Consider the following 26027-nt stretch of genomic DNA (forward strand, 5'->3'; position numbering starts at 1 on the left):
GGCGCCGGCGCACGTCGGAAGGGGTGCCGGGCGGGCCGTGCGCCCGAGGATTCGGCTACTACGCCGCATAGTCGAGGACAAAGGTCCTGTGGGAGCCCTCACTCGCGAGGAGCGTCAAATGTGACCTGGGCCTCGAAGTTGGCGCGGCGGACGGCCCGGCGCAGTGCCTTCAGCAGCGCCGGACCGACGGCCAGCGTCAGCACCGCGGTGAGCACCGCCCGGCCCAGGTCCCAGCCGAGTGAGGTGGCCGCGCAGTACGCGAGGAAGCGGACCAGGTTGTCGGTCAGCGGGTCCCCCGCGTGGAACGAGACGCCCGAGCCGGCCGGGGGCACGATCGTCCAGCCGTACAGGTTCATCACCGTGCCGTACGCGAACGACGCCACGAAGCCGAACCCCGCCAGCATCAGCAGCTCGGCCCGGCCGCGCAGCCGGTCCGGTCCCGGCAGCAGGCCCGCGCCCATCGCGAACCAGCCCATCGACAGCATCTGGAACGGCATCCACGGCCCCACCCCCCCGGTGAGCAGCGCGGAGGCGAACATCGTCACCGAGCCGAGCACGAAGCCGAAGCCCGGCCCCAGCACCCGGCCGCTCAGCACCATCAGGAAGAACATCGGCTCCAGCCCGGCCGTGCCCGCCCCCAGCGGGCGCAGCGCCGCGCCGACCGCGGCCAGCACCCCCAGCATCGCCACCGCCTTCGCGTCCAGACCGGAGTCCGCGATCGTCGCGACGACCACACCGACCAGCAGCGGCAGCAGCGCGGCGAACAGCCACGGCGCGTCCTGCGAGTGCGCAAGACCGGCACCGGGCCCGGCCAGCAGCGGCCAGCCGAACGCGACCACGCCGATCGCGCTGACGATGACGAGCGCGGCCATCGCACGCGGCCCGAGCCGCACCGGCCGCGCCTGGCGCCCGCTCATGACGGGTCTCCCAGCGCGGCGCGCACCTGGGCCACGGTCAGCCATTCCTGCGGGGCGAGGATCTTCGCGGTCTGCGGGGCGAACGCCGGGGACGAGACCACCACCTGCCGGGTCTCCCCGTCCGCGACGACCTCCCCGTCGGCGAGGATCACCACCCGGTGCGCCAGCTCCGCCGCGAGCTCCACGTCGTGCGTGGCCAGCACGATCGCGTGGCCCTCGGCCGCGAGGCCGCGGAGCACCCCGACCAGCCGGGCCTTCGCCGCGTAGTCCAGGCCACGGGTCGGTTCGTCCAGGAGCAGCAGCGGGGGCCGCGCGGTGAGCACCACGGCCAGGGCGAGCGCGAGGCGCTGGCCCTCGGAGAGATCACGGGGATGGGTGTCGTCCGGTACGCCGGGCAGCAGCTCGGAGACCAGGGCCCGGCAGCTGCCGGGGGCGGCGCCCGCATCGCTGTCCGCCGCGGCGCACTCGGCGGCGACGGTGTCCGCGTACAGCAGATCGCGCGGTTCCTGCGGTACGAGCCCGACCCGGCGCACCATCTCGCGCGGCGGGGTGCGGTGCGGGGTCCGGCCGCCGACGAGGACGGTGCCGGTGGTGGGCTCGACCATGCCGACGAGAGTGGCGAGCAGGGTGGACTTGCCCGCGCCGTTGCGGCCCATCAGGGCGACGGTCTCGCCGGGGGCGACGGTGAGCGTCACCCGGCGCAGCGCCTCGACGCGCCCGCGCCGTACGCCGAGCCGTTCGGCCCGGGCGGGGGCGTCGGCGACGGACTCGGGGAGCTCGGTGGTTCGGGCGCCGCGCCCCAGCAGCCGGGCCAGCGCGCCGCGCCGCACGGGGGAGGGGGCCAGGGGCACCGGGGCGGGAGCGGCCGTCGGCTCCGGGGCGGGCGGCCGCCCGGACGCGAGCCGTTCACGCAGGTCCGCCGCCCGGCGCCGGGCATCGCGGACCGAGAGCGGCAGCGGATCCCAGCCCGCCAGCCGGCCCAGCGCGACGACCGGCGGGTGGACCGGGGAGACGGCCATGATGTCCGCGGGCGCGCCCATGACCGGGGCGGCGCCCGGCGAGGGCAGCAGGACGACCCGGTCCGCGTACTGCACCACCCGCTCCAGCCGGTGCTCCGCCATCAGGACCGTCGTACCCAGGTCGTGCACCAGCCGTTGCAGCACGGCGAGGACCTCCTCGGCAGCCGCCGGGTCCAGCGCGGACGTCGGCTCGTCGAGGACCAGGACCTTCGGGTGCGGGGTGAGGACGGAGCCGATCGCCACCCGTTGCTGCTGACCGCCGGAGAGCGTGGCGATCGGCCGGTCGCGCAGCTCGGCGAGCCCCAGCAGGTCCAAGGTCTCCTCGACCCGCCGCCGCATCACGTCGGGGGCCAGTCCCAGCGACTCCATGCCGTACGCCAGCTCGTCCTCGACCGTGTCGGTGACGAAGTGGGAGAGCGGGTCCTGGCCCACCGTGCCGACCAGATCGGCGAGTTCGCGTGGTTTGTGGGTACGGGTGTCGCGCCCGTCGACCGTGACCCGGCCGCTCAGCGTGCCGCCGGTGAAGTGCGGCACCAGACCGGAAACGGCACCCAGCAGCGTCGACTTGCCGACCCCGGACGGGCCGACGAGCAGCACCAGCTCGCCCTCGGGCACGGTCAGATCGACCCCGGACAGGGTGGGGCGCTCCGTCCCCTCGTACCGCACCGAGACCTGCTCGAACCGGATCACTGGATCTCCTTGGAATTCGGCGCACCCACCGGCGCACCCGCCACCGGCGGCACCGGCGCCACCACCGCGGGCAGCAGCCCGATCAGCACCGCCGCCGCGGGCCACAGCGGAAGCACCGGCGCGACCAGCGGCACGACCCCGGGGTGCAGCGCCGCCTCGTCGACACCGCCCGCCCAGATCATCGCCACCGCCACCGCGACACCCGAACCCGCCACCAGCCAGGCCCGCGCGCCCCACCGGTCGGGCCGGTAGCGGGTACGGACCGAACGGGCCCCGCCGAGCCGCAGCCCGGCCAGCGCGGCGGCGAGCCCGGCGATCAGCAGCGGCAGCCCGTACACCGCGCCCTGCGCGGCCAGCAGCCCGTACGTACCGGCGCACACCCCGAGCAGCCCGCCGAGCGTGAGGAGGTTCGTGGTGCGGCGGACGGCGGCCGGGACCTGGGCGGTGCGCCCGTAGCCGCGCGCGTCCATAGACGCGGCCACCGCGACCGACCGCTCCAGCGCGCCCTCCAGGACCGGCAGCCCGATCTGGAGGACCGCCTTGATACCGCCGGTCGGACGGCCCCGCAGCCGCCGCGCGGTGCGCAGCCGCATCACATCGGCGACCATGTTCGGCGCGAACGTCATCGCGACGACGACGGCGACCCCCGCCTCGTACAGCGCACCGGGCAGCGACTTCAGCAGCCGGGCCGGGTTGGCGAGCGAGTTCGCCGCCCCGACACAGATCAGCAGCGTGGCCAGCTTCGCCCCGTCGTACAGCGCGAAGACCAGCTGCTCGGTGGTGACCCGGCCGCCGATCCTGACCCCCTTCGCCCAGTCGGGCAGGGGCACCTCGGGGAGCGTGAACACCGTGTGGGTACCGGGGATCGGCGAACCGAGGAAGACGGAGAAGACCAGCCGCACACCGACGACGAACAGCCCGATCCGGATGAACGCCCCGTACGAACGGGCCCACGGCGCGTCCGTACGGCGCGCGGCGACCACATAGCCGGCCACCGCCACCAGCAGCCCGAGCAGCAGCGGATTGGTGGTCCGGGACGCGGCGGTGGCGAGGCCGAGCGCCCACAGCCACCAGGCCCCGGCGGGCAGGGCGTTGCTCCGGTTCACCTCGGGGGCGCGCAGCGGACGACGGCGCGCCAGGACCGTGCCGCTGGTCTGGACGGTCATCCGCGGCGGCGGGCCCGCACGACCGCGGCGATGCCGAGGAGGAGTACGGCGCCGACACCGACGAGCAACCCGGCGGACGGGCCGCCGCCGGAACCGCCGGCGGCGGTGGAGGCCGCGGACCCGGCCGGTGAAGCGGAGGAGGACGCGGCGGGCGTCCCGGTCCCGTTCCCGTCGCCGGAGACCTGCTCGCCGCAGCCCGAGGCCGGGTAGCCGGTGATCGCACAGAGCATCGCGTCGCTGTTGTAGCGCAGTGGCTTCGCCACCGAGGCGAGCGCCTCCGCGGCGCTCGCGTCCGGGGCGACCCGCGCACACGCGGTACGCGGCGCGGGCGGTGTCTCACCGGCCGGGGCGTCCGCGGCCGTGCCCGGGTCGATGACGAGCGCGATCCGCTTGGTGCCGTCCTTGGGCGGGGTGCCGGCGCAGATCTCTACGAAGTCGGGGGCGCGGCGCGGCTTCGCGGAGTCCTGGGAGTCCTCGCTCACCGAGAACCGGAAGCCCTGCACCGCCCCGTCCTCGGGCCGGACCAGGGACGGGCCCTGGGTGGCGTACGTCCAGCCGGAACCGTAGGTGTCCCAGAACGACCAGTACCGGTAGCCGGCCGCCTGGGCCGGTCCCGCGCCGAGCACGGCAAGGACGGCGCCCAGGGCCACCAGCAGCGCGGTGGCCCGTCCCGCGCGCCTCACAGCTGCCTGTTCTTCCGGCGACCACTGATCAGGAAGAACGCGATCGCGGCGAGGACGAGGCCGATGCCGATGTACCACCACACGCCCCCGATCACGTCGTCGCCGCTGTGGACCTGGTCCTTCTCCGTGGCCTCGTACCCGGTGGCGGCGGACGGATCGGGCGTCACCACGGCGGCGGGCTCGGGGCCGGCCGCGTTCAGCCGGGCGACCAGGTCGACGCCGCCGAAGTCCCGGGCGTTGTCGCCGGTCGCGTGGGCGGCCAGGATCAGCTGGGCGTAGGCGGCTGGGCCGTTCTGGCCGGCCCAGTCCGCGGAGTTCTTCTTCAGCCAGCCGATGGCCCCGGCCGCCTTGTCCTGGTGGCCGGAGGCGGACAGGGCGACGACCGCGTCCGCGGTGTTGCCGAAGTCGGGCTGCGGGGTGGTGTCGGTGGCACCGGGCATCGGCGCCAGGTTCAGGTGGTCGCTGCCGGCGAGGGCGCCGACGAGGTAGTGGGCGCCGTTCTGGGCGGCCTGCTCCGGTGTGAGGCCGGAACCGGTCCGGCAGCTCGGTGCCTTGCCCGCGGCGTTGTTCCCGACCGCCATCGCCTTGCCCATCGTGCCGAGCACGGCGGCCGCGGTGGCGTCCGCGTTGGCGACGAGCTCGCCCTTCTTGCCGGGCTGGTACGCGAAGGCGCCGCCGTCCTTCCCGCCGTCCTTCCCGTCGCACGGGATCGCGAGGGCGAGCAGCGGGTCGTAGGGCGTCTTGCCACCGGGGGTCGTGATGTCGGCGAGCCGCTGCCCCTGCCGGGCGAGGGCGCCGATCACCAGGGAGGTGGAGTTGGCGTCGCTGGGCGCGCCCGCGGTGTAGCCCCAGCCGCCGTCCTCGTTCTGCACGGACTTCAGCCAGCGCACCGAGTTGTTCACGATCTCGCGGTGCCCGCCCACCTCGACCAGCGCCTGGGCGGCGGCCGCGGTGGCATTGGTGTCCCGCACCGTCTTCGCGTCGCACGGCTTGGCGGCGTCCGGCCGGAACGCGGCGTAGGAGCCGTCGGCGCACTGCTGGGAGATCAGCCAGTCCACCGACTTCGCGGCCGGGGTGACCCCTTCGAGCCGCTGGGCGAGGAAGGCCATCGACTGCCGCCACACGCCGTCGTAGGTGGGGTCCTTCGTGCCGTACAACCCGGACGGCAGCGCGACGGAGGGCGAGGGCGACGGGGACGGCGCTGCCACCGCGACCGGCGCAGCGGCCGCGCAGAGCACGGCGGCGGTGGCGGCGAGCGTTGCTGCGCTGCGACGTACGGTCATGGCGGGCGGGGCCTCTCCTGCGGGGTGAACCGGGCACAGGCACGCTCAGGCACCAGGCTCCGGCTCCGTATACCTCGACGGTGCCGACCACCGGGGGATCCGGTGGTCCGAGCCGGTCACGACCGCGGACAGGGCATTCCGACTCACCGCCTGCGAAGACGGTTCACGGCTGCGTGGTCAGCGCCGGATTCGCACCGGCTTCCCCCTGAACGGGCATGATGACGACCCGCACACTCTACCGGGCGGCGCCGGCCGGGCTCCGGGCCGGGAGGAGCGCCCCCGCTCACACCGGGACATGGATCACCGGCACCGGTGCGAGCGAGGCACGTACGCCACTCGCCCGGCGCCGCACACCACCGGACGGCCACTGCCCGCCCGGCGCCGCCCACCACCGGACCGCCACCGATCACACCGCGATGTATGTCACCGGATCGCTCCCCGGCACCGCCTCCGCGCGCCCGAGCTTCACCAGCCGCCGCAGATGCGCCTCCGCCTCCGAGACGGCGATGTTCCGGGAGCCGTGCGGGATCTGCTCCCAGGGCCGGTTCCACTCCATCCGCTCGGCCAGCTCCCAGGGCGTCAGCGGATCGGCCAGCAGACCGAGCAGCCCGGTCAGCCGCTCCTCGTGATGCCCGAGGAGCTCCCGCACCCGCCCCGTCGCATCGGCGAAGGCGTACTGATGGGCGGGCAGCACCTCGGCGGCCCCGAGCCTGCCGATGCGCTCCAGGGAGTCGAGGTAGTCGCCGAGGGGGTCGGTGACCGTGGCGTCGTCCGGGTCCTCGTACAGCCCGATGTGCGGGCTGATCCCCGGCAGCAGGTGATCCCCCGAGAAGAGCCGCCCCCGGCCCGGCAGGTTGCCCGGGTGCGCCTCCTCCAGGTGCAGGCACACATGCCCCGGCGTGTGCCCCGGCGTCCAGATCGCCCGCAGCCTGCGCCCCGCCAGATCGAGCAGCTCACCGGGCACGATCTCCCGGTCCGGAAGCGCGGCCCGCAGCCCCGGCAGCGTCCGCATCCTGCCCCCGTCGGCCGCGGCGGCCCGCAACGGCGCGAGATGCTCCTCGGGCGCCCCGACCGCGGTGAGCTTGGCCGCGAGATACGTCAGCCACCTGCCGGGTTCGGACTCCCGGGTACGGCGCACGATCGCGGTGTCCGCCGCGTGCATGGCGATCCAGGCCCCGGAGGCCTCGCGCACCTGCCCGGAGAGCCCGTGGTGGTCGGGGTGGTGGTGGGTGATGACCACACCGTGGATGTCGGCCATTTCCGTGCCGACGGCGGCGAGTCCGGCTACGAGCGTGTCCCAGGCCTCGGGGTCGTCCCATCCGGTGTCGATCAGGACCGGTCCCCGATCGGTGTCCAGGACGTGCACGAGGGTGTGGCCGAGCGGATTGTCCGGGATGGGCACCTTGATGCTGTGCACGCCCCCGCCGTGGTCGGTCACCTGCGTCATGAGGACCCCATCTCTCTCGGCGACGTGCGGCCGTGGCGCGTCGCGCCCACTGCTGGGTGCACCGCGCCCACTGTAACGAGAACTTGTTCCAGTAGTAGCCCCGGTCGACCATCTGGTTCGGGGTGTTGTCGCGGCTGTGGACTCCTGGAACTGGAACTGGTATCAGTTCTGACGCACAGTCAGATGTAGAGTCAGAGATCCAGAGTCGGATGTCGAGCCGGATGCCGATTCGGGCAACGCGCCGGGCCGCGGGAGGCAGCAGCCATGACCGAGCTTGTCGAACACGGAAAACTGTTCATCGGCGGGGAGTTGGTCGATCCGCTGGGCCGGGACACGATCGAGGTCGTCTCGCCCCACACCGAAGAGGTCATCGGCCGGGTGCCGCACGCCTGTGAGGCGGATGTGGACGCGGCCGTCGCCGCCGGGCGGCGGGCGTTCGACGAGGGGCCGTGGCCCCGGATGACCCTGGACGAGCGGATCGCGGTGGTGACCAGGATCAAGGACGCGTTCGCCGTGCGGTACGAGGAGATCGCCCGGGTCATCAGCTCGGAGAACGGCACCCCGTACACGTCGAGCGTCATGGTGCAGGCGCTCGCCGCGATGATGGTGTGGGACTCGGCGATCACCGTCGCCCGCGACTTCGCGTACGAGGAGCGGCGGACCGGGGCGCTCGGGCCGCTGCTGGTGCGCCGGGAGCCGGTCGGGGTGGTCGCGGCCGTGGTGCCGTGGAACGTCCCGCAGTTCACCGCCGCCGCCAAACTCGCGCCCGCGCTGCTGGCCGGCTGCTCAGCCGTGCTCAAGGTCTCGCCCGAATCTCCGCTGGACGCCTACATCCTGGCCGAGATCGCCGCCGAGGCGGGGCTGCCGGAGGGCGTGCTCTCCATCCTCCCGGCCGACCGCGAGGTCAGCGAGTACCTGGTCGGGCATCCCGGCGTCGACAAGGTGTCGTTCACCGGGTCGGTGGCCGCCGGGCGGCGGGTGATGGAGGTCGCCTCCCGCAATCTCACCCGGGTCACACTGGAGTTGGGCGGCAAGTCCGCCGCCGTGATCCTCCCCGACGCCGATCTGGACACCGCCGTCGCGGGCATCGTCCCCTTCGCCTGGATGATCAACGGCCAGGCGTGCGTGGCCCAGACCCGCATCCTCGTGCCGCGCTCCCGCTACGACGAGACGGCCGAGGCGTTCGCCGCCGCGGCGGGTGCGCTGAAGGTCGGCGACCCGCTCGACCCGGCCACCGAGCTGGGGCCGCTGGTCGCGCAGCGCCAGCAGCGGCGCTCGCTCGACTACATCCGGATCGGTCAGGACGAGGGAGCCAAGATCCTCACCGGCGGCGGTCGCCCGGCGTCCCAGGAGCGGGGCTGGTACGTCGAACCGACCCTCTTCGGCGACGTGGACAACTCCATGCGCATCGCCCGCGAGGAGATCTTCGGGCCCGTCATCTGCCTGCTGCCGTACGGCGACGAGGACGAGGCCGTACGGATCGCCAACGACTCCGAATACGGCCTCAGCGGCAGCGTCTGGACCGCCGACACCGAACGCGGCATCGACATCGCCCGCCGGGTCAGGACGGGTACGTACAGCGTGAACACCTTCAGTCTCGACATGCTCGGCCCGTTCGGCGGGTACAAGAACTCCGGCCTGGGACGGGAGTTCGGGCCCGAGGGGTACGGCGAGTACTTCGAGCACAAGATGATCCACCTGCCGGCCGGATACGAGGGGGCGTGATGGGGGACCGCTGGACCGTCGAGGTCGACCGGCGCATCTGCATCGGCTCCGGGATGTGCCTGAACCACGCGCCGGGCCGATTCGCACTGGACTCCGCCCGGCAGTCGCGCCCGGCGGCCCCGGAGACCGACGCCGACGAGAAGGTCCTGGTGGCTGCCGAGGGGTGCCCGGTCGAGGCGATCACGATCACGCTGATCGGGACGGGGGAGGTCGTCTTCCCGCCGGAGGACTGAGGGCTGAGGGCTGTTCCGTAGCCGCGTCCGACTTCTGCCTGCCTGTTTGCCTGCCGGTCGGTTCGACGCCCGGCAGGCATCGGCGTTCCCGGGCCCGGCGTCCGTGCATGCGGCGGAAATTCCCCGCACCAACGCCGTTCGCGCCCGGTCTACTTATCGAAGACGAAATGAAGATGGTCGTCGTCCAGGTACTTGATATCGATCTCGCAGCCTTTTTGTACCCTGGACGAGTAAAAGGCGGGAATGGTGTCCCTGCCTTCCACGTATTTGGTTTCGCCGTCCTCCTGCCAGGAGAGTCGATATTTTATCGTGGTGGATCCGCCATCATTCGAACTGACATAACGAACGTCCTCCACCAGGGCCAGAACATCCCGCCCGTGCCATCGGATCATATGGTCGCGGCGGAAGAGGTGAACGATGTAGGAAATGACGCCCACGGTGATGATGACGGAAATGGCTACAGCAATTATCATGAATGCGTCCATGTGTGTCGAGTTTCCGGAAGTGCAGTCTAACGTCGCCCGTCGGCACAGCCGATATGGGCGGTACGGGCGGACATGGGCTTCCAGTGGCGGCCGGGGTGCCGACGGCCGGAGGCGGTGCGTTCGCGTCCGGCCGGGCCTGCGGTAAATGCCTCGACAGTGCCTCTCGGTGTCCGGCAAAATAGCCGCCCGTGACGAGCAGTGAAATGTGGACCTTTGCGACCGCCGACCGCTACGACGCCGAGGAGGCGGAGAAATCCTCGGCCGCCTTTCTCGAACCGGCGCTCGCCTTTCTGGCGGAGCTCGCCGGAAACGGCCGGGCGCTGGAGTTCGCCATCGGGACCGGACGAGTGGGCGTGCCACTCAGGGAACGCGGCGTTCCGGTGGTGGGCATCGAACTGTCCGAGCACATGGCGGCGGTGCTGCGGCGCAAGATCGACGAGGGCGCGCTTCCGGTGTCCGTCGGGGACATGGCCACCACCGTCGTCCCCGGAAAGTTCACCCTGGTCTATCTCGTCTACAACACCATCACGAACCTGCTCACGCAGGACGAGCAGGTCGAATGTTTCCGCAACGCCGCACGTCATCTGGAGCCCGGTGGCCGATTCGTCATCGAGCTGGGTGTGCCGCCACTGCGGTTCCTGCCGCCCGGCCAGGTCGCGGTGCCGTTCGACGTCTCCGAGCGGCATCTCGGCTTCGACACCTCCGACCTGGTCGAGCAGATTCTCGTCTCGCACCATTTCACCCGCGACGGCGACGACGGCCGCTACCGCCGCAGCGACTCCCGGCACCGGTACGCCTGGCCCGCGGAGCTCGACCTGATGGCGCGGATCGCGGGGCTCGAACCGGAACGCCGCGTCGCCGACTGGGACGGGGCGCCGTTCACCCAGGACTCCACGAAGCACATCTCCGTATGGCGCAAGCCGGCCTGAGGCCGGCCACCGGGCCGCCGAACGGGCCGCGCCCGTCCCGAAATTCCCGCCGGGCGGAAGCATGCGGCTCCAACTGCCCTGTTCCGTCAAACAATCGGTCAACCAACAGGTGCGAAATGTTCAACCTCTGACCAAGGATTCCTCGGAAACGAGGCCGAAACACACTGCCGGGCGCCCCACGGGCGCGCCCCTCGGGCCGCACACCCGGGGCCGGGCACGGGACGTCCCTCAGGCCGCGCACCCCGTGTCCGCGATCACGAAGTATCCCGGCGGCGACTCCCGCAGGGTGTGGGTGACGAAGACGTTGTACAGGCCCATGTTCTGGTCCGAGCCGTTGGCGTACACGTATCCGCCCGCCGTGCGGGCCCGGCCCGCCGCCACCTGCGCGTAGTTGGTCGCCGTGAAGCACCGCGCCGGGGCGCCGCCGGTCGTGGTCGCCGTCACCTGGGGCGAGGCGGTGCCGGGAGTGCCCGATCCGTCGAGCGCCGTCACCGTGTAGCGGTACGCCGTGCCGGCGGTGAGACCCGGGTCCGTGTACGAGGTGGAGGTGGCGGTGGCGACCTTCGTGCCGTCGCGGTGCACCGCGTACGAGCCCGCGCCCGCCACCGCGTCCCAGGACAGCGAGACACTGTCCGCCGTGACGCCCGTGACCCGCAGTCCGGTCGGGGCGGGCAGCTGGCCCCCACCGCCGGGAACGTCCCGGTCCAGGCCCCAGAAGACGCCGGTGTGGTACGTCGAGCAGATGGCGCTCAGGAAGTACGCGGCCGTCGCCCCGCACTGCTCGGCGCCCGAGCCGGGGCTCACGGCCAGACCGTGGCCCATGCCGGAGACGGAGTACGTCACCACCGCGGGATCGCCCGAGGCGTCGTCGTACACGCTGCGCGTGGTGTTGCCGGGGAGGCTGTCGGTGGCCGACGGGGTCTGGCCGATGCCCCAGACGTCCGTCCACTGGTCGCGCAGGGCCGTGGCGTTGGCGGGATACACGGTGTAGTCGGCGGTGCCCTGCCAGATCGCCACCCGGGGCCAGGGCCCCGCGTACCCGGGGTGGGCGCCGCGCACCTTGTCGCCCCACTGCGCGGGCGTCAGCTTCTGCGGTCCGGTCTGGCAGCCGGACGCGCCCGCCTGACTCGTCGCGCACTGGGCGGGCAGGCCCGAGGCCACGGAGCCGCCCGCGAACACGTCCGGGTAGGCGGCCAGCAGGTCGGCCGTCATGCCGCCGCCCGCCGAGAGGCCGGTGACGTACACCCGGCGGCCGTCCGAGCCGTACCGCTGCTTCGCGTACTCCACCATCTGCACGATCGAGGCGGCCTCGCCCCGGTCCCTGCTGTCCTCGGCCGGATCGAACCAGCCGAAGCAGGACAGCGCGTTGTTGGCGGCCGAGGTCTGCGGGAAGACCACGGCGAAGCCCCACAGGTCGGCGTACTTCGGCCAGCCCGACGAGGCGTAGTAGTCGTTCGCGGTCTGCGTACAGCCGTGCAGCGCGACGACCAGCGGCGCGTTGGCCGGCAGGGACGCGGGGGCGTACTCGTACATCTGGAGGTTGCCGGGGTTCGAGCCGAAGCCGGTGACCTGTTGCAGACCGCCGGCGGCCGCGGCCGGCTGTACCGCCGCGGCCGTGCTCAGCGTCGCCGCGACGAGGGCGAGAGCGGCGGTGGAGGCGACGCGCCGGAGCAGGCGTCGCAGGATCGATGGGCGCACGGGTGCCTCCCTGTGGGGGTGTTCGGCTCCTGGGGGAACCGCGGTGCGGACGCTAGGGGGCGGGGGAGCCCGCGCCCATGGGCCAGGCGGACACTGCCCGCCCCGGGCTGTGTGCGGCACCGCCGTTGCGCCCCCGGGCCTGTCGTCGAACTGCCGCCTGCCGGGCGGCGCCCGCCCCGGCGCACCGCCGGCCCGCCGCCGGACCGCCCCATGTACGCCGCCACCATGCCGGTGTGTGACGGTGTGTGCGCCGACCCCGTGTGACGTGGGCCCCGGCCTCCTTACGGTGACGGCCATGGAGACTCCTCAGTGCCCGGACCCCGGGCCCGCCCCGCTCACCCTCCCGCCCCCCGCGACCCCACTCGCCGGGCGCACCGCTCTGGTGACCGGCGCCGCGAGCGGTATCGGGCGGGCCTGCGCACAGGCCCTGGCGGCGTCCGGCGCCCATGTGCATGTGGTGGACAAGGCCGCCGAAGCGGCGAAGAGCCTGGCGGAGGCGATCGGCGGGACGGCGTGGGTGATCGATCTCGCCGTCCCCGACGCGGTGGACACCCTGCCCGACGACGCGGACATCGTGGTCAACAACGCCGGGTTCCAGCACGTCGCGCCCGTGCATGAATTCCCGCCGGACCGCTTCGCGCTGATCCAGCGCGTCATGGTGGAGGCACCGTTCCGCATCTTGCGCCGGACCCTGCCGGGCATGTACGAACGCGGCTGGGGGCGCGTGGTCAACATCTCGTCGGTGCACGGACTGCGGGCCAGCCCCTACAAATCGGCCTATGTCACGGCCAAACACGCACTGGAGGGACTCAGCAAGGTGGTCGCGCTCGAAGCGGCGGAGCACGGGGTGACGAGCAACTGCGTCTGCCCCGGCTACGTACGCACCCCGCTGGTCGAGAACCAGATCGCGGACCAGGCCCGTGCGCACGGCATCTCCGAGGAGGAGGTGGTGGGCCGGGTCATGCTGGAACGCAGCGCGATCAAGAGGCTGATCGAGCCCGACGATGTGGCCGAGGCCGTGCTGTGGCTCTGCGGGCCGCGCACCGGGCACATCACCGGAACCTCGCTCTCCATGGACGGCGGCTGGACCGCCAACTGACCTCCCAGAACGGCGGCCGGACCGCCGACTGACCACCCGCCCCTACGAATCACCCACCTTCTACGAATCCCCGCCCCCCTACGAATCCCGGCCGCCCATGTCTGAACCGTCCACCTCCGCCACCTCCGCCGCGCCCCATCTGCGACGCCTGCTCGACCTGCTGGCCGACGACGCCCCCGCCGAGCTGCTGGGCGCCGTCTCCTCGCGGGCGCGGGCCGCCGGGGTGCCCGCCGGCGACCTGGCGGAGGTGGAACGGGCCACCGCCACCGCCCTGCGGATCAGGGGCGCCCTGCGCCAGCACCGCCGTCGCGAGCTCCAGCTGACCGCGCTCTTCGACACCGCGGGCGACCTGGCCGCCTCCCGCGACCTCGACGACGTGCTGAAGGCGATCGTCCGCCGGGCCAGGATGCTGCTCGGCACGGACACCGCCTACCTCACCCTCCCCGACGAGGAAGCGGGGGACACCTACATGCGGGTCACCGACGGATCGGTGTCGGTGGTCTTCCAGCGGCTGCGGCTGGAGCTCGGCCACGGTCTTGGCGGCCTGGTGGCGCAGACCGCACGACCGTACGCGACCCCCGACTACCGCACCGACGACCGCTTCCACCACACCCGCAACATCAACGCCGGGGTGCTGGACGAGGGGCTCGTCGCCATCCTGGGCGTGCCGCTGCTCCTCGGCTCCAGCCGCGGCGGGACCGGAAAGGTCATTGGCGTCCTCTTCGCCGCCGACCGGGCGCCCCGCGTCTTCAGCCCCGACGAGGTCGCCCTGCTCTGCTCGCTCGCCGCCCATGCCGCGATCGCCATCGACACCGCCCGCGCGCTCGCCGACACCCGTTCGGCGCTGGACGAACTGGCGGGCGCCAACGCCGAGCTGGCCGAGGCCAACGCGGCGGTACGGGCGCACTCGGCGGCCATGCGGCGGGCCGAGGAGTCCCACGACCGGCTGACCGACCTGGTGCTGCGCGGCCGGGACGTCAAGGATGTCGCGGCGGCGGTCGCGGGGCTGCTGGACTCCCCGCTGACCATCCACGACCCCGGCGGGCGGCCCCTGGCGGCCGTCCGGCCCGACGGAGCGGACTTCGCGGCGGACGGCATGGACGCCGGATGGCTGGCCGAGACCGCCGAGGAGTCCCGTACCGGCGCCCGCGCCGTGCACCGCGACGGCCGGTGGATCTGCGCGGTCCTCGCCGGGCGGGAACTCCTTGCCGGTCTTGTCCTGCACCGGCGCGGGCAGCTCGACGACTCCGACCGGCGGCTGTTCGAGCGGGCCTCGGTGGTCACCGGACTTCTCCTGCTGCTGCGGCGCACCGTCGCCGAGACCGAGAACCGGATCCGCGGCGAGCTGATCTCCGACCTCCTGACCGACGTGGACCGCGACCCGGCCGGACTCACCGAACGCGGCCGGCGCCTGGGCATCGACCTGGACCGTCCGCATCTGCTGCTGGTGGCCGAGGGCGGGGCCCGGGAGCGGCTGGCCCCCGCCGCGATGCGCTATCTGTTCGGCGGGGGCATCCATGGGGTGAGCGCGGAACACGCCGGGGCTGTGGTGCTGCTGGTGGAGGCCGGGGACCCCGGGCCGGCCGCGGGCGCCGCGGCCCGCGCGGCGGCGGCCCAGCTCGGCCGGCTCGCCCAGACCACCGTCACCGTCGCCGCCACCGGCCCGGCGCGCGGCGCCCGGGAACTGGCCGCCGCGTACGGGGAGGCCGCCCGCTGCCTGCGCGCGATGCGGGTCCTCGGGCGCACGGGCGAAGGGGCCTGCGTCGAGGAACTCGGCTTCCTGGGCGTGGTCCTGGGCAACGCGCAGGACGTCGACGGCTTTGTCTCGGCGACGCTCGGCCCGCTGCTGGAGTACGACGCGCAGCGCGGCACCCACCTGGTGCGCACCCTCAGTGCCTACTTCGGCTCCGGGGGCAGCCTCGTCCGCGCCAAGGACGAACTCCACGTGCACGTCAACACGGTGGTGCAGCGGCTGGACCGGGTGCAGGTGCTGCTGGGACGCGACTGGAACGAGCCGGGGCGCGCCCTGGAGCTGCAACTGGCGCTTCGGCTGCACCTGCTGGCGGGCGGCCGGGACCGGTAGGGGGTGTCCCGACGTCCGGCTGCCCGGCCGTCCGGCTGCCCGGCCGTCCGGCTGCCCGGCCGTCCCGCCGCCCGGCCGTCCCGCCGCCCCGCCGTCCTCAGCCGCCGGACAGTTCCACCAGCCGGCGCGCGATCTCCTTGCCGCCCGTGTCCCCCGTCAGCACCGTGTAGTGGTTGACGTCCCGGACCGCCACCGGCGTCACCCGGGTGCCCCCGAGGTCCGCCGCCGCCAGCCGGGCCTCGTCGTACAGCCCCTGCTCCTCGTCCATCAGCCCGCGCTGCGCCCACAGCAGCGTCGCCGGGACGGGCAGCTTCCGTACCGCCGTCAGCACCTCCTCGTCGAAGAGGTTGATGCCGTCGGTGCGCACCGCCTCGATCCGGCAGGTGGAGTGCATGGCGGGTTCGTCCCCGGCCAGATCGCGCTGGATGTACGCGTCCACCTCGTCCGACCAGGCTTCCGCGAACGCCGGGTGAGCCTGCCAGAACGAGCGGTACGCGGCCCGGTCGGTGAAGGTCATCGACAGCCGGTCCATCGCCGGGCCGATCACGGCGGTCATCAGCTCGTCCGGCGAGAGGTGGGTGGGAGCGGGGAAGCCGATGCCGCCGTCGACCAGCAGCAGCGGCCCGAACCGCTCGGGGTGCCGTACGGCGGCCAGCGCCGCCACGAACGCGCCCATCGAATGGCCCGCCAGCACCACCCGGCCGGTGCCCAGCGCCGAGGCCACGGCGGCCGCGTCGTCGGCGTGCGCGGCGATCCCGTACGGGCCGGGCAGCGCCGAACTCCCGGCCCGGCCGCGCAGATCCGGCGCGACCAGGGTGACGCGGCCGTCCAGCTGCCGCGCCACCGGACCCCAGGACAGCGCGTTGGCGGTGATGCCGTGCAGGGCGACGACGACCGGGGCGCCGGGTTCCCGGGCCGGCCACCTCAGCACCGCCAACTCACCCCCGGCCACGGGGACTCGTACCTCTTCGTGAGCGATCACGGGCGTCCGTTCTCCTTCCGGGACTTGCTGTCCGTGGACGTTTCGGTGCCGGCGGGCGCGCGGCGGGCCGCGCGCAGCCGGGACGGCAGCCGGGCCAGGCCGCCGGGCAGCAGGTGTACCACGGCCACGAACAGCACACCGAGCAGGAACAGCGGCTGGGAGAGCGGCACCCGCAGCACCGCGGGCAGCTCGGCGACCGCGCCCGATCCGGCCAGATCACCGAGCCGGTGATCGGCCCAGGTGTAGAGGATGCCGCCGGCCATCGGCCCCCACCGGGTGCCGGACCCGCCCAGCACCACCATCACCAGCAGCGACAGGGTGAAGTCGGAGGTGGTGGTCTGCGGGGTCGAGCCGCCGGTGAGCAGCAGGTGCACCAGCCCGCCGAGCGCGGCCAGCGCGCCCGCCAGGACGAAGGCGGTGAGCTTGAACCCGTACGGCTTCAGCCCCAGCACCTCCACTCGGCGTTCGTTCTCCTTGATGCCCTCCCAGACGCGCCCGGTGGGGGAGTTGACCGCCCGGTGGACGACGGCGAGGGTGAGGACCAGATAGGCGAGGGCCAGCCAGTAGAGGTTGGCGGTGTTCTCGATGCCGACCAGCCCGGACGGCAGCAGATCGGCGGGGGCGGCCCGCCCCTCCTCGCCGCCGGTCAGGCCGCCGGGGTTGCGGGAGACCAGGATCGACCCGGCCTGGGCGAACGCCAGCGTCACCATGGAGAAGCCGATGCCGGTGACCCGCAGGCTCACCGATCCCAGGACCAGCGCGAGCACGATCCCGGAGCAGACGCCGAGCAGCGCGGACACGGCGAACGGCAGCCCCGCCTCCAGCAGGAAGGTGTTCGTGGCGTAGCTGCCCGCCGCGAAGTAGAGCGCGTGCCCGAAGGAGAGCAGCCCGGTGCGGCCCAGCAGCAGGTCGTAACCGGTCGCCAGTGCGCCGAACAGCAGGCAGGTGGCGAGGAGTTGCAGGCTCCCCGGGCTGCCCAGCGGGCCGTCCAGGAGCCCCGGCACCGGCAGCGCGCTGAAGGGGGCGAGTGCCAGGACCAGCAGAGCGGCGGCGGGCCACCAGCGGCGCAGCAGCCGGGCGGTGCTCCCCGTCGGGGCCTGCGCGGCCGGGTGTTCCTCGCCGGTGCGGCGGTGTGTCTCGGTGGCGGTGCTCACGCGAGCCTCCCGGTCAGTCCGCGCGGCCGTACGAGCAGCAGCGCGGCGAGCAGGACGACGACGGCCAGGTCGCCGAGGCCCGCTGCGGTGTAGTAGTTGGCGAACTGCTGGACCAGGCCGATGACGACGGACGCCACGGCGGCGCCGCTCACCGAACCCATGCCCCCGGTGACCACCACGACGAACGCGAAGATCAGCAGCGAGGTGCCCTGGCGCGGGTCGACCGAGCCGAAGTACAGGCCGCCGAGCGCCCCGCCGAGCGCGGCCACGCAGCCGCCGATCGCGAAGACGAGCGTGAAGGCCTTCCGTACGTCGATGCCGAGCGCGGTGACCATCGCCCGGTCCTCGACCCCGGCCCGTACGACCAGACCGTGCCGGGTGCGGCCGAGGAAGAGCCGCAGCGCCACCAGCACGACGAGGGCCGCCGCGACCAGGACCAGCCGGTTGACCGGCACCTGGGCGCCGAACAGGCCGAAGGTGCCGGAGAGCGCCTTCGGACCCGGGAAGGTACGGGCGTCCGAACCCCAGATGCCCGACAGCAGGGCCGGGACGGCGAGCCCCACCCCGACCGTGGCGAGCACCTGCTCGCGCGGCCGGGTGTAGAGCGGGCGGACGACGGCGAGTTCCAGCAGTACGGCGGCCGCGGTGCCCACCGCCGTACCGAACAGGACCGCGAGCACGAAGCCCGCCCCGCCAGGACCGGCGCCGGGCAGATGGCCGGACGCCGCCCACCAGGTGCCGTACGCGCCGATGGAGAGCAGCGCCCCGTGCGCGAAGTTGAGCACGTCCATCAGGCCGAAGATCAGCGAGAGTCCCGACGCGATCAGGAAGTAGAGGGCTCCCAGACCGAGTCCGGTCATGGTGAGCAGTACGACGGTGGACATCAGGAATCCGCCTCCACGGAAGGTGCTTCGGTGGCCGGGCCGTGTCCGACACCCAGCAGCCGCCGTGCCGTCTCCGCGTCGCCCAGCAGTTCGGCGGCCGGTCCCTGGTGGGCCGTCCGGCCGTCGGCGAGCACCGCGCAGTGCCGGGCCAGGCGCCGTACGACGGCGAGGTTCTGCTCCACGAGCAGCACCGGCACCGCCTCGGCGGCCCGCTCCAGCACCTGGGCGACCTCGGTGACCACCTTGGGCGCCAGGCCCTTGGTGGGTTCGTCGGCGATGATCAGCCGGTTGCCGTTGAGCAGGGTGCGGCCGATCGCCACCATCTGCTGCTGTCCGCCGGACAGTGTCCCCGCCAACTGCCGCTCCCGGCGCTTCAGTTCGGGGAACAGCTCATGGACGAGCGGGTAGGCGGGTTCGCCGGCGCCACGCCGCTCGGCCAGGCGCAGGTTCTCCGCCACGGTCAGCCCGGCGAAGACGCCCCGGTCCTCGGGGGCGTAACCGATGCCGAGGCGCACCACGGTGTGGGTGGGCATCGCCACGGTCTCCTCGCCGTCCAGCCGTATGCTGCCGCTGCGCGGGACGAGGCCGAGTACGCCGCGTACGGTCGTGGTCTTCCCGGCGCCGTTGCGGCCGAGCAGCGCGGTCACGCCGTGCCGGGCCACGTCCAGGTCGACGCCGTGCAGGATGTGCCGGCCGCCGATCAGGACCCGCAGGTCCCGTACGGCGAGCAGGGTCGCGGTCGTCACAGCCCCTCCCCGGGATCCGGTCGTCACAGCCCCTCCCCGAGATAGGCCTGCTGGACGGTCGGGTCGGCGGTCACTGCCTCGGGGGTGTCCAGCGCCAGCAGCCTCCCGTGATGCATCACGGCGAGCCGGTCGGCCAGCCCCAGCAGGACGTCCATGTGGTGCTCGACCATCAGCACGGTGCGGCCCTCGTCCCGGTGCAGGGTGCGGATGAGTTCGGTCAGCGCGGGGACCTCCTCCGCGCTGACCCCGGCCATCGGCTCGTCGAGCAGCATGAGGCGCGGCTCGCCCACCAGCAGCACCGCGAGCTCCAGCTTCCGCTTCTCGCCGTGCGACAGCTCGGCCGCCGTCGCCCGTGCCCGGTGGCCCAGACCGGTGCGCTCCAGTACGCCGTCCACCTCGGCGGTGTACCGGGGCGCCCGCCGCCACAGCCGGTAGGAGCCGCCCCGGGCCGCCTGGGCGGCCAGCCGGACATGGTCGGCCACGCTCATCGCCGGCCAGAGGCTGGACGTCTGGAACGTGCGGCCGATGCCGCGCCGCGCCCGTGCGTGCGCGGGGTCGGCCGTCATGTCCGTGCCGTCCAGCGCGATGGTGCCGGAGGTGGCCGTGGTCAGCCCGCTGATCAGGTTGAACAGGGAGGTCTTGCCCGCCCCGTTGGGGCCGATGAAGGCCAGGAACTCGCCCTCGTGGACGCTGAGTGTGACGTCCTCGACGATCGTCGCCCCGCCGACGCCCCAGCCGAGCCCGGCCAGTCGGAGCACCGGGGCGGCGGTCCGCGCCCCGCCCGGGTGCTCGGCGGTGGTGTCCGGTACGGCCATCGGTCAGCCCGCCGAGGGCTTCGCGGGCGGCGCCACCTCGTCCATCGGCGCGGTGCTCACCAGCTCCGGCCGGGCGCCGGCGCCCTTCCCCTTGAGCTTCGCGACGAACATCGGCTGCACCAGGGCGTGGTCCTCTGCCCGGACCTGCTCCTTGCCCTTCACCCCGTCGAAGCTCCAGCCCTCCAGGGCCTTCACCATGGCGGCGGTGTCGGTGGCGCCGCCCTCCTCCACCGCGCGCACCACCATCTGCGCGGCGGTGAAGCCGTCGGGGGTGAACAGGTCAGGGGTGCCACCGGCCTTGGTGACCGAGTCGAGCATGGACTTCTCCACGGCGTTGCCGCCGCCCGCGCCGGGGAAGTAGTGCGCCAGGAACGACACCTTGGAACCGGCGTCGCCGAAGACCGGGTAAGAGGCCGCTCCGGCGAGGCCCGTGACGACCTTGCCCGCCTCCAGCACGCCCTGCTGGTCCAGCGCGGTCCACAGCGCCGGCGCGGTCGAGCCGGCCCAGGCGACGAAGACCAGATCGGGCCCGCCCGCCTTGACCTGCCGGGCGAACGGGGTCAGGTCGGTGGCGCTGGGCGGAGCCATTACGGAGCCGACCTTCGCGCCCCTGGCGCCGAGGACGGCCTTCACCGCGGCGACATTGGCCTGGCCGAACGTGGAGTCCTGGGCCAGCACCGTGACCTTCTTGCCCTTGGCCTCGCCGAGCATCGTCCCGGCGGTGAGGATGTCCTGGTAGGACTGCCGGCCCGAGCGGAAGGTGTAGTCGTTGATGCCGGTCACGGCGTCGGTGGCGGCCGGGCCGCTGATGTACAGCACCTTGTTCTGGGCGGCGAGCGGCGCCATCTGGAGGGCCACGCCGGAATCGGTGGTGCCGGCCAGCACCTTGTAGCCCTTGCCGATCAGGTTCTTGGCCGCGGAGACCGCCTTGCCCGGATCGCCCGCGTCGTCCTGCTCGGTGACCTCGATACGGTGCCCGGCCACCTTGCCGGTGCCCTTCGTGGCGTGGTCCAGACCCGCCATGAACCCGTCGCGGTACTGCTTCCCGTAGTCCGCGAGGAGTCCGGTCCGGGAGTACACCAGCCCCACCTTGACGGTCCCGTCCTTCGCGCCCCCGCCGGAGTCGCTCTCGCCGGCCTTCCCGGCGGCGGTGCACCCGGCGAGCACGAGACCGGCGGAGGTCAGCGCGACGGCGGCGTAGAGGGATCTGCGGTGTCGGACGGTGCCTGTGGCTCTGCGACGCATGGTGACCGGCTCCTCGGCGTGTTCATGTGATGTCGCCGAACCGTATGAACACCGTGCCGCTGTCGACATGGTGCCGGGCGCCCCACCTGGCGCGATGCGCATGTGGGCGCCGCACATGGGGCCGGAACGCGAAAGCCGCGCCGGGGAACCGGATCGTACGGTTCCCCGGCGCGGCCGGTACGCGGAGCGCGGGTCTCGGGCGGTGGCCCGTCACATCGCGCTGATGCCCTGGATCGTGGCAACGGTGATGCCGAGCACGGCGAACGCGATGCCGACCCAGCCCATCACGATGCCCGCGACCGCCTGGCCGCGGCCGCCGCCCTCGCCGCGGTCGGCCATTCGCCTGGCCGATATACCGAGGCACAGCGCGACGATCGGCAGGATGATCGGGATGAGCACGAGGCCGAGGATGCCGAGCACCATCGAGGCGGTCGCCTTGCCGCTGGGCAGCGGGGCACCGCCCGGGTACCCGTAGCCGGCCGGGGGCTGAGCGCCGTATCCCGGTCCGCCGGGGGCCTGCGTCCCCGTCGCGTCGCCTGCAATGCCTGCCTGGTCAGTCATGACGTCCTCTCCATCGGTGCTGGTCATGACCATGTTAAAGAGCCGCTTGTGGCCCTTTCGGTCAGAACGGTGAGAGGAGTGTGTTGGAAACGCCACGAAACGGGGCCCGTGTGTGCTAGGGGGCTTCCGTGGGCTTCGTCACGTCGATCAGCCGGCACACGGTATCGATGTCGATCTTCACCTGGGCGATCGACGCCCGCCCCGACAGCCAGGTGATCAGCGCCGAGTGCCAGGTGTGTTCGATGACGCGGACCGCGGACAGCTGCTCCGGTGTCGGATGCTCCAGGCCCATCGCGTCCAGGATGATCGCCGTGGTGATCCGCGAGACGGTGTCCACCTCCGGGCTGACGCTGCGGTCCGCGAAGGTCAGCGCCCGCACCATCGCGTCCGCCAGATGCGGCTCGCGCTGGAGCGCGCGGAAGGCCCGCATCAGGGTGTCGGCGACCCGCTGCGCCGGGTCGTCTCCGGCCGGGGGGCGTTTGTGCAGCGTCGTGTGCATGTGCTGGAGCTGGTCCTGCATGGTGGCGACCAGCAGATGGATCTTGGACGGGAAGTAGCGGTACAGCGTGCCCAGGGCGACCCCGGCCTCCTCCGCGACCTCGCGCATCTGCACCGCCTCGAAGCCGCCCCGGCCGGCGAGCTGGGCGCTGGCGTGCAGGATGCGGCGGCGGCGGGCCTCCTGCCGTTCGGTCAGGGGCGGCGATGCCGGCTTGGCCTCAGCTGTCATGTGTCCCCATCCATGGCTTCTGTCCGCGACCGGAGGGAGGCGCTCGGTCTCCCGGGGGCGCACAGCATGCCAGCGTGCCGGGTGGTGGCGCGAATCACCTGATCCGGCCGTTGCACCGACGCTACCTGCCGGTAGATTCGTAGCTCATTGAACGATCCAGTCTGAAACTTGTTCTAGATTAGCGTGAGCGGTTACGCTCCGGCGAACACGCAGGGAGAAGGGGGCCGAGTGTGACCGCTGAGGCCATAGAGTCGGGCCCCCGCACGGGCAGCGACACGTCCGGCACCGCCGACGACCGTCCGTTGCGCATCGCACTCCTCACCTACAAGGGCAACCCCTTCTGCGGCGGCCAGGGCGTCTACGTGCGCCACCTCGCCCGCGAACTCGCCCGCCTGGGCCACAGCGTCGAGGTGATAGGCGCCCAGCCCTATCCGGTGCTCGACGAGGGCGTCCCGCTCACCGAGCTGCCGAGCCTGGACCTCTACCGCCAGCCCGACCCGTTCCGCACCCCGAAGCGCGGCGAGTACCGCGACTGGATCGACGCCGCCGAGGTCGCCACCATGTGGACCGGCGGCTTCCCGGAACCGCTGACCTTCAGCCTGCGCGCGCGGCGCCATCTCGCCGCCCGCCGCGGCGAGTTCGACGTCATCCACGACAACCAGACGCTCGGCTACGGGCTGTTGGCGGACCTCGGCGCCCCGCTCGTCACCACGATCCACCACCCCATCACCGTCGACCGGCAGCTGGACCTGGACGCCGCCGGCACCCGCCGCCGACGCGCCTCCGTACGCCGCTGGTACGGCTTCACCCGCATGCAGAAGCGGGTCGCCCGCCGGCTGCCCTCGGTGCTCACCGTCTCCGGCTCCTCCCAGCAGGAGATCGTCGACCACCTCGGGGTGCGCCAAGACCGCATCCACGTCGTGCACATCGGCGCCGACACCGACCTCTGGTCGCCGGACCCGTCGGTCGCCGAGGTACCCGGCCGGATCGTCACCACCTCCAGCGCCGACGTACCGCTGAAGGGCCTCGTCCACCTCGTCGACGCACTCGCCAAGCTCCGCGCCGGCAACCCGGACGCGCACCTGGTGGTCGTCGGCAAGCGGGCCGAGGACGGACCGGTCGCGCAGGCCATCGAGCGGCACGGACTCCAGGGCGCCGTCGAGTTCGTCAAGGGCATCAGCGACGCCGAGCTCGTCGACCTGGTGCGCGGCGCCCAGATCGCCTGCGTCCCCTCGCTGTACGAAGGGTTCTCGCTGCCCGCCGCCGAGGCCATGGCCACCGGCACCCCGCTCGTCGCCACCACCGGCGGCGCGATCCCCGAGGTCGCGGGCCCGGACGGCGAGACCTGCCTGGCCGTTCCGCCCGCCGACGCCGGCGCGCTGGCCGACGCGCTCGCTCGGCTGCTCGGCGACCCGGAGCTGCGCGCCCGGCTCGGTGGAGCGGGCCGCGAGCGGGTGCTCTCCCGCTTCACCTGGAAGCAGGCCGCCATCGGAACCGCCGCCCTCTACCGCGAGGCGATCGCCGCCCGGTCCGGTGCCGCGCGCCCCGGCCACCGTCGTTGACACCGCCGACCGTTCCCGCCCCCGCCCCCCGACCGCGAAAGCAGGCATTCGTGCTGACCGTGGACTTCACCCGCTTCCCGCTCGCCGCAGGTGACCGAGTGCTCGACCTGGGCTGCGGCGCCGGACGCCACGCCTTCGAGTGCTACCGGCGCGGCGCCCAGGTCGTGGCCCTCGACCAGAACGGCGAGGAGATCCGCGAGGTCGCGAAGTGGTTCGCCGCGATGAAGGAGGCCGGCGAGGCCCCCGAGGGCGCCACCGCCACCGCGATGGAGGGCGACGCGCTCAACCTGCCGTTCCCCGACGAGTCCTTCGACGTCGTGATCATCTCCGAGGTCATGGAGCACATCCCCGACGACAAGGGCGTGCTCGCCGAGATGGTCCGGGTCCTCAGGCCCGGCGGCCGGATCGCGATCACCGTGCCCCGGTACGGCCCCGAGAAGGTCTGCTGGACGCTCTCCGACGCCTACCACGAGGTCGAGGGCGGCCACATCCGGATCTACAAGGCCGACGAACTCCTCGGCAAGATACGCGGCGCCGGCCTCAAGCCGTACGGCACCCACCACGCCCACGCCCTGCACTCGCCGTACTGGTGGCTCAAGTGCGCATTCGGGGTGGGCCGCGACGGCAAGGACGCAGCCCTGCCGGTTCGCGCGTACCACAAGCTGCTGGTCTGGGACATCATGAAGAAGCCGATGGCCACCCGGGTCGCCGAGCAGCTGCTCAACCCGGTCGTCGGCAAGAGCTTCGTGGCGTACGCGACCAAGCCGCACCTGCCCGTGGCCGCCGCGTCCGAGGACCTCACCAAGGCCGAGGCGTGACCGTTCCCGAGCAGACCGAGCACCTCGTACTGCCCGGGGTCCTCACCGCCGAGCAGGCCGCCGAGACCGTCGCCGCGCTCCTCGCCGTGCAGCGCGAGGACGGCGCACTGCCCTGGTTCCGCGGCCACCACCTCGACCCGTGGGACCACACCGAGGCCGCCATGGCCCTCGACGCGGCGGGCGAACACGCCGCCGCGGAGCGCGCGTACGACTGGCTGGCCCGGCACCAGAACGAGGACGGCTCCTGGTACGCCGCGTACCACGACGGGGACCCGGACCGGCCGACCGACCGCTCGCTGGAGACCAACTTCTGCGCGTACGTGGCCGTCGGCGTCTGGCACCACTACCTCGCCACCGGTGACGACGCGTTCGTCGACCGGATGTGGCCGACCGTCTACGCCGCCGTCGAGTTCGTCCTGCGGCTCCAGCAGCCCGGCGGCCAGATCGGCTGGAAGCGCGAGGCCGACGGGACCCCCGTCGACGACGCGCTGCTGACCGGGTGCTCCTCCATCCACCAGGCGCTGCGCTGCGCGCTCGCCATCGCCGAGCGGCGCGAGGAGCCGCAGCCCGACTGGGAGTTGGCGACGGGCGCGCTGAGCCATGCGATCCGCAGCCACCCGGAACGCTTCCTGGACAAGAGCCGCTACTCGATGGACTGGTACTACCCGGTCCTCGGCGGCGCGCTCACCGCGGCGGCCGCCAAGGAGCGCATCGAGGAGGGCTGGGACCGCTTCGTCGTCCCCGGCCTCGGGGTGCGCTGTGTGCTGCCCAACCCCTGGGTGACCGGCGGCGAGAGCTGCGAACTCGCCCTGGCGCTCTGGGTGATGGGCGAGTCCGACCGGGCGCTGGAGATCCTCCAGTCCATCCAGCATCTGCGCGCCGAGGGCGGCATGTACTGGACCGGGTACGTCTTCGAGGGCGACCGGGCCTTCTGGCCCCAGGAGCTCACCACCTGGACGGCCGGATCGCTGCTGCTCGCCGTGGCCGCGCTCGGCGGCGACGAAGCGACTGCGGAGGTCTTCGGCGGCGAACACCTGCCGCGCGGGCTGGAGCCGGACTGCTGCGGTTAGGTCCTG

Annotated in this window: 24 protein-coding genes and 1 riboswitch; of the genes, 8 read left to right on the plus strand and 16 right to left on the minus strand. The window is 73.0% G+C overall.

Translation table 11 applies throughout. The features are described from left to right. Nucleotides 1-98 precede the first annotated feature (98 nt). The 6 genes from OHA19_RS28080 to OHA19_RS28105 form a co-directional block, all read right to left on the minus strand. Complete coding sequence (locus OHA19_RS28080; protein WP_405712242.1) at nt 99-917, minus strand: ECF transporter S component; 819 nt, start codon at nt 915-917, stop codon at nt 99-101. Continuing rightward, nucleotides 914-2626: an ABC transporter ATP-binding protein gene (locus OHA19_RS28085; RefSeq protein WP_405712240.1), complete on the minus strand. Its 1713-nt coding sequence runs from the start codon at nt 2624-2626 to the stop codon at nt 914-916. The genes OHA19_RS28080 and OHA19_RS28085 overlap by 4 nt, the downstream gene beginning before the upstream one ends. Further along, nucleotides 2623-3792, minus strand: coding sequence for an energy-coupling factor transporter transmembrane component T (locus OHA19_RS28090; RefSeq protein ID WP_405712238.1), 1170 nt, complete (start codon nt 3790-3792; stop codon nt 2623-2625). Before OHA19_RS28090 ends, OHA19_RS28085 begins: the two co-directional genes overlap by 4 nt. Next, nucleotides 3789-4475, minus strand: a complete 687-nt coding sequence (locus tag OHA19_RS28095) for an SCO2322 family protein (protein WP_405712237.1) — start codon at nt 4473-4475, stop codon at nt 3789-3791. Before OHA19_RS28095 ends, OHA19_RS28090 begins: the two co-directional genes overlap by 4 nt. Beyond that, nucleotides 4472-5758 carry a prenyltransferase/squalene oxidase repeat-containing protein gene (locus tag OHA19_RS28100; RefSeq protein ID WP_405712235.1) on the minus strand — a complete coding sequence of 429 codons (1287 nt, stop codon included), beginning with the start codon at nt 5756-5758 and terminating at the stop codon, nt 4472-4474. The genes OHA19_RS28095 and OHA19_RS28100 overlap by 4 nt, the downstream gene beginning before the upstream one ends. 109 nt (nt 5759-5867) lie before the next feature. Further along, nucleotides 5868-6003: riboswitch (cobalamin riboswitch) on the minus strand. Nucleotides 6004-6164: 161 nt separating this feature from the next. After that, nucleotides 6165-7205 (minus strand): MBL fold metallo-hydrolase, encoded by a 1041-nt coding sequence (locus OHA19_RS28105; RefSeq protein WP_405712233.1) that lies wholly within the window; start codon nt 7203-7205, stop codon nt 6165-6167. Nucleotides 7206-7469: 264 nt separating this feature from the next. Between OHA19_RS28105 and OHA19_RS28110 the strand changes: the two genes are divergently transcribed. Both OHA19_RS28110 and OHA19_RS28115 read left to right on the plus strand, forming a co-directional pair. Beyond that, complete coding sequence (locus tag OHA19_RS28110) at nt 7470-8930, plus strand: aldehyde dehydrogenase (RefSeq protein WP_405712232.1); 1461 nt, start codon at nt 7470-7472, stop codon at nt 8928-8930. Continuing rightward, complete coding sequence (locus OHA19_RS28115) at nt 8930-9163, plus strand: ferredoxin (RefSeq protein WP_405712230.1); 234 nt, start codon at nt 8930-8932, stop codon at nt 9161-9163. Before OHA19_RS28110 ends, OHA19_RS28115 begins: the two co-directional genes overlap by 1 nt. Before the next feature lie 149 nt (nt 9164-9312). Here OHA19_RS28115 and OHA19_RS28120 read toward each other — a convergent pair whose 3' ends face one another. Beyond that, on the minus strand, nt 9313-9648 hold the full coding sequence (locus OHA19_RS28120; RefSeq protein WP_405712229.1) for a hypothetical protein: 336 nt from the start codon (nt 9646-9648) through the stop codon (nt 9313-9315). Nucleotides 9649-9836: 188 nt separating this feature from the next. Here OHA19_RS28120 and OHA19_RS28125 point away from each other — a divergent pair, with 188 nt between their 5' ends. Further along, nucleotides 9837-10577 carry a class I SAM-dependent DNA methyltransferase gene (locus OHA19_RS28125; RefSeq protein WP_405752072.1) on the plus strand — a complete coding sequence of 247 codons (741 nt, stop codon included), beginning with the start codon at nt 9837-9839 and terminating at the stop codon, nt 10575-10577. Nucleotides 10578-10805: 228 nt separating this feature from the next. On the opposite strand, the gene OHA19_RS28130 is transcribed toward OHA19_RS28125, so the two are convergent. Beyond that, a complete protein-coding gene (locus OHA19_RS28130; protein ID WP_405712225.1) occupies nt 10806-12275 on the minus strand; it encodes a PHB depolymerase family esterase in 1470 nt (489 codons plus the stop codon). A gap of 295 nt (nt 12276-12570) precedes the next feature. Here OHA19_RS28130 and OHA19_RS28135 point away from each other — a divergent pair, with 295 nt between their 5' ends. Further along, nucleotides 12571-13374 (plus strand): 3-hydroxybutyrate dehydrogenase, encoded by an 804-nt coding sequence (locus OHA19_RS28135; protein WP_405712223.1) that lies wholly within the window; start codon nt 12571-12573, stop codon nt 13372-13374. A gap of 97 nt (nt 13375-13471) precedes the next feature. Continuing rightward, a complete protein-coding gene (locus OHA19_RS28140; RefSeq protein ID WP_405712221.1) occupies nt 13472-15457 on the plus strand; it encodes a helix-turn-helix domain-containing protein in 1986 nt (661 codons plus the stop codon). 97 nt (nt 15458-15554) lie between these two features. Here OHA19_RS28140 and OHA19_RS28145 read toward each other — a convergent pair whose 3' ends face one another. The 8 genes from OHA19_RS28145 to OHA19_RS28180 all read right to left on the minus strand — a co-directional run bounded on the left by OHA19_RS28145 (nt 15555) and on the right by OHA19_RS28180 (nt 22571). Next, nucleotides 15555-16439, minus strand: a complete 885-nt coding sequence (locus tag OHA19_RS28145; RefSeq protein WP_405712219.1) for an alpha/beta hydrolase — start codon at nt 16437-16439, stop codon at nt 15555-15557. Further along, nucleotides 16436-17593: a branched-chain amino acid ABC transporter permease gene (locus OHA19_RS28150; protein ID WP_405712217.1), complete on the minus strand. Its 1158-nt coding sequence runs from the start codon at nt 17591-17593 to the stop codon at nt 16436-16438. The genes OHA19_RS28145 and OHA19_RS28150 overlap by 4 nt, the downstream gene beginning before the upstream one ends. Beyond that, a complete protein-coding gene (locus tag OHA19_RS28155; protein ID WP_072483430.1) occupies nt 17590-18477 on the minus strand; it encodes a branched-chain amino acid ABC transporter permease in 888 nt (295 codons plus the stop codon). Before OHA19_RS28155 ends, OHA19_RS28150 begins: the two co-directional genes overlap by 4 nt. Then, nucleotides 18477-19223: an ABC transporter ATP-binding protein gene (locus OHA19_RS28160; RefSeq protein WP_405712215.1), complete on the minus strand. Its 747-nt coding sequence runs from the start codon at nt 19221-19223 to the stop codon at nt 18477-18479. Before OHA19_RS28160 ends, OHA19_RS28155 begins: the two co-directional genes overlap by 1 nt. A 23-nt stretch (nt 19224-19246) precedes the next feature. After that, entirely contained in the window at nt 19247-20038 is a 792-nt protein-coding gene (locus OHA19_RS28165; RefSeq protein ID WP_405712213.1) for an ABC transporter ATP-binding protein, read from the minus strand. Nucleotides 20039-20041: 3 nt separating this feature from the next. After that, nucleotides 20042-21283, minus strand: coding sequence for a substrate-binding domain-containing protein (locus tag OHA19_RS28170; RefSeq protein ID WP_405752075.1), 1242 nt, complete (start codon nt 21281-21283; stop codon nt 20042-20044). A 210-nt stretch (nt 21284-21493) separates the two neighbouring features. Then, a complete protein-coding gene (locus OHA19_RS28175) occupies nt 21494-21844 on the minus strand; it encodes a DUF4190 domain-containing protein (RefSeq protein WP_405712208.1) in 351 nt (116 codons plus the stop codon). 115 nt (nt 21845-21959) lie between these two features. Continuing rightward, nucleotides 21960-22571, minus strand: a complete 612-nt coding sequence (locus tag OHA19_RS28180; protein WP_405712206.1) for a TetR family transcriptional regulator — start codon at nt 22569-22571, stop codon at nt 21960-21962. Between the two features lie 230 nt (nt 22572-22801). Between OHA19_RS28180 and OHA19_RS28185 the strand changes: the two genes are divergently transcribed. Genes OHA19_RS28185 through OHA19_RS28195 form a run of 3 tightly spaced genes read left to right on the plus strand, consistent with a single transcriptional unit; the run spans nt 22802 to nt 26021 of the window. Beyond that, nucleotides 22802-24133 (plus strand): glycosyltransferase family 4 protein, encoded by a 1332-nt coding sequence (locus OHA19_RS28185; RefSeq protein WP_405712205.1) that lies wholly within the window; start codon nt 22802-22804, stop codon nt 24131-24133. Nucleotides 24134-24183: 50 nt separating this feature from the next. Continuing rightward, on the plus strand, nt 24184-24951 hold the full coding sequence (locus OHA19_RS28190) for a class I SAM-dependent methyltransferase (RefSeq protein WP_405712203.1): 768 nt from the start codon (nt 24184-24186) through the stop codon (nt 24949-24951). Continuing rightward, complete coding sequence (locus OHA19_RS28195; protein WP_405752078.1) at nt 24948-26021, plus strand: prenyltransferase/squalene oxidase repeat-containing protein; 1074 nt, start codon at nt 24948-24950, stop codon at nt 26019-26021. Before OHA19_RS28190 ends, OHA19_RS28195 begins: the two co-directional genes overlap by 4 nt. Nucleotides 26022-26027: the final 6 nt, after the last annotated feature.

The organism is Streptomyces sp. NBC_00012, assembly GCF_045040875.1.
Taxonomy (GTDB): Bacteria; Actinomycetota; Actinomycetes; order Streptomycetales; family Streptomycetaceae; genus Streptomyces.

Excerpts from the sequence above, each read along its gene's own strand:
- OHA19_RS28080 (WP_405712242.1), bottom strand. The coding sequence starts at position 917 with ATGAGCGGGCGCCAGGCGCGGCCGGTGCGGCTCGGGCCGCGTGCGATG.
- OHA19_RS28090 (WP_405712238.1), bottom strand. The coding sequence starts at position 3,792 with ATGACCGTCCAGACCAGCGGCACGGTCCTGGCGCGCCGTCGTCCGCTG.
- OHA19_RS28100 (WP_405712235.1), bottom strand. The coding sequence starts at position 5,758 with ATGACCGTACGTCGCAGCGCAGCAACGCTCGCCGCCACCGCCGCCGTG.
- OHA19_RS28105 (WP_405712233.1), bottom strand. The coding sequence starts at position 7,205 with ATGACGCAGGTGACCGACCACGGCGGGGGCGTGCACAGCATCAAGGTG.
- OHA19_RS28110 (WP_405712232.1), top strand. The coding sequence starts at position 7,470 with ATGACCGAGCTTGTCGAACACGGAAAACTGTTCATCGGCGGGGAGTTG.
- OHA19_RS28115 (WP_405712230.1), top strand. The coding sequence starts at position 8,930 with ATGGGGGACCGCTGGACCGTCGAGGTCGACCGGCGCATCTGCATCGGC.
- OHA19_RS28120 (WP_405712229.1), bottom strand. The coding sequence starts at position 9,648 with ATGGACGCATTCATGATAATTGCTGTAGCCATTTCCGTCATCATCACC.
- OHA19_RS28135 (WP_405712223.1), top strand. The coding sequence starts at position 12,571 with ATGGAGACTCCTCAGTGCCCGGACCCCGGGCCCGCCCCGCTCACCCTC.
- OHA19_RS28140 (WP_405712221.1), top strand. The coding sequence starts at position 13,472 with ATGTCTGAACCGTCCACCTCCGCCACCTCCGCCGCGCCCCATCTGCGA.
- OHA19_RS28155 (WP_072483430.1), bottom strand. The coding sequence starts at position 18,477 with ATGTCCACCGTCGTACTGCTCACCATGACCGGACTCGGTCTGGGAGCC.
- OHA19_RS28165 (WP_405712213.1), bottom strand. The coding sequence starts at position 20,038 with ATGGCCGTACCGGACACCACCGCCGAGCACCCGGGCGGGGCGCGGACC.
- OHA19_RS28170 (WP_405752075.1), bottom strand. The coding sequence starts at position 21,283 with ATGCGTCGCAGAGCCACAGGCACCGTCCGACACCGCAGATCCCTCTAC.
- OHA19_RS28175 (WP_405712208.1), bottom strand. The coding sequence starts at position 21,844 with ATGACTGACCAGGCAGGCATTGCAGGCGACGCGACGGGGACGCAGGCC.
- OHA19_RS28180 (WP_405712206.1), bottom strand. The coding sequence starts at position 22,571 with ATGACAGCTGAGGCCAAGCCGGCATCGCCGCCCCTGACCGAACGGCAG.